The sequence below is a fragment of the Oleiphilus sp. HI0061 genome, assembly GCF_001635675.1.
Genome location: NZ_LWFE01001415.1, coordinates 1 through 2,385, shown reverse-complemented (window position 1 = coordinate 2,385; position 2,385 = coordinate 1). Strand labels below are relative to the sequence as shown.

Annotated in this window: 3 protein-coding genes; all 3 read left to right on the top strand. The window is 42.3% G+C overall.

What is annotated here, in order from left to right:
- Positions 1 to 92 precede the first annotated feature (92 nt).
- The gene (locus A3735_RS22420; RefSeq protein ID WP_068506790.1) at positions 93 to 581 is read left to right on the top strand and encodes a chemotaxis protein CheW; all 489 of its coding nucleotides are present in this window, start codon (positions 93 to 95) and stop codon (positions 579 to 581) included.
- Positions 582 to 640: 59 nt separating this feature from the next.
- Complete coding sequence (locus tag A3735_RS22415) at positions 641 to 1,054, top strand: DUF2802 domain-containing protein (RefSeq protein WP_068513732.1); 414 nt, start codon at positions 641 to 643, stop codon at positions 1,052 to 1,054.
- A 710-nt stretch (positions 1,055 to 1,764) separates the two neighbouring features.
- On the top strand, positions 1,765 to 2,385 hold a 621-nt coding region (gene sbcD / locus A3735_RS22405; RefSeq protein ID WP_197483094.1), incomplete at its 3' end, for an exonuclease subunit SbcD.

The window sequence follows — 2,385 nt, the reverse complement described above, 5'->3', positions numbered from 1 at the left end:
GATGATCTGTTAAGTTTTTGACGTGAGAGAGTAAAGCTTTGAAAACTTGGCGCGAATTATTGTCTTTTAGGAAATAGGTAAGGGGTCAACTAATGACATCAAACACTGGGCACAGTAGCCATGCTGCTGAAGATCCGATTCTGCAAAACGTCACTTTTCGCTTAGCAGACGAGACGTATGGTATTAACGTAATGCAGATTCAGGAAGTATTACGTTATACTGAAATTGCCCCCGTGCCAGGCGCACCTAACTATGTGTTGGGTATTATCAATCTGCGCGGTAATGTAGTAACGGTTATCGATACACGGGCTCGATTTGGTTTACCTAGTGCCGATGTAACTGACCATTCTCGTATCGTTGTTCTTGAAATTGATGGGCAGGTTATTGGTATTCTGGTCGACTCGGTTGCAGAGGTTGTTTATATTAAACACTCTGAAATGGAAACTGCGCCGAATGTCGGCAACGAAGAAAGTGCAAGATTTATACAGGGCGTTTGTAATAAGAACGGCGAACTGATTATCTTGGTTGAATTTGAGAAGATGCTATCTGAAGAAGAATGGTCTGAAATGGGCTCGTTCTAAACTCGATAGCCAATTTGTTTTTGGCCCTCAATGCTAATTGAGGGCTATGAGGAGTAGGCATGTCAATTTCTGTAGAGTTTGTTCCATTGGTTTCAGCGATACTCGTATGTTTGCTTGCGGTGTACGCTTTGGTAATCAAGCGTAGCATTACCTTATCAGAAAGGAGCACTGCTGATCTGGTCGATGAGCTATCAAAAGAAGTTCAGGGAATTAGCCATGGCTCAATGGGTGTTGGGCGTAAGGTTATTGCTCTGGAAAAGCGTGTCGAAGAGCTTGAAGCCATAATAGACGAAATGCAGAAAAATGACCCGACTAAAGTTTCTTACTCCGAAGCGTCACGTTTGGTGGAGTTGGGAGCGGGGATCGATGACCTAATGAATAGTTGTGGCATCTCTCGTCCAGAAGCAGAGCTTGTTAGTGCTCTCACCGAAAGTAAGCAAGATACTATTCCTACCCTTACTCCCACTAAGTAGCTTTAAGCCAGCCAATACTTAAATCAGTGTTCACATCGAGAGCATAGCTTGGGTGTGAACTAGTTATACATCATCAAATGCTTAAGCAACTGCAGAATATTCATTCATAGCTCTTATCGGCTGCACTACTTTACTCTTTTCTTTGTATAGTGAATGTTCAATATAGGCGTCAATTTCACACTCAGCTTCGGCATCTAAGGCGCCAAAGCGTAACTCAAGTTGAAAGGTATCTTTAGATAAGCGTCTAATACAGATTACATCTGCATTAATTTGAAGAAAGCTTTCTAATTTAAATGCGACTTCAACTTTAACCGGACACTTAGGTGATACCGAAGGTGTATTGGGTAGTAAGCGATGCAAGGTTTCTTGGTCACAGTTTAGGCATATGCCGTCACGAGAAATGGTTTTAATCGTTGCTCTCTCNTGTACCCCTTGGCCTGATAAAACAGATGCTTCACTTGTTTTATAGCTTTGTGCATCGAGTGCAATCGGTGTGTGATAGATGAGTTGTCTTTTCATAATCTGTCTCAATAAGTCCTGCTAATTCATTGCTACTATTAAACTTATCTTTTACAAGAAAATTAACAAGGTGATCTTTGTATCACTTTGAAAGCTTATGCAACCATGTGAACCAAGTCCGCAATAAAATGCCTTTACTTCACAAAAATAAGGGGTAAATTAGTCTTCAAATTGAAAATCGGGTCAACATCTTGAAAATAATTCACTCCTCCGACTGGCATCTTGGTCAGTATTTCATGGGTAAAAGTCGCCAAAAAGAACATCAGGGTTTCCTTAATTGGCTGGTTGAGCAGGTTCTTGAGCATGAGGTTGACGCCGTTATTGTTGCCGGCGATATATTTGATACCGGGGCTCCACCTAGCTATGCTCGCGAACTTTATCACAAGTTTGTGATTGACTTTAGTGAAGCGACAAACAAGGCTGTGCCTCTCGTTATTGTTGCCGGAAATCATGATTCTGTCGCCATGCTTGAAGAAACCTCTGACTTGCTTGCACACTTCAACACGCATGTAATTTCTTCTGCAAACGAGAATACCTACGAGCAACAGCTATTGCCCGTGACAGGCGCTGCTGGAGAAATAAAGGGAATTATATGTGCCGTTCCATTTCTAAGAGCTAGAGACCTGGTTGGTAGTCACTCCGGTTCGACAGGGAAAGAAAAGCAACGAGATGTACAAGATGCGATAAAGCAGCACTATCAGGTGCTTTATAGTAAGGCACTGGGTTTAAGAGATGTTAATGATTCAAAGATCCCGATTATTATGACAGGGCACTTAACAGTCGTCGGCGCGCGCACAAGTGAATCGGTTAGG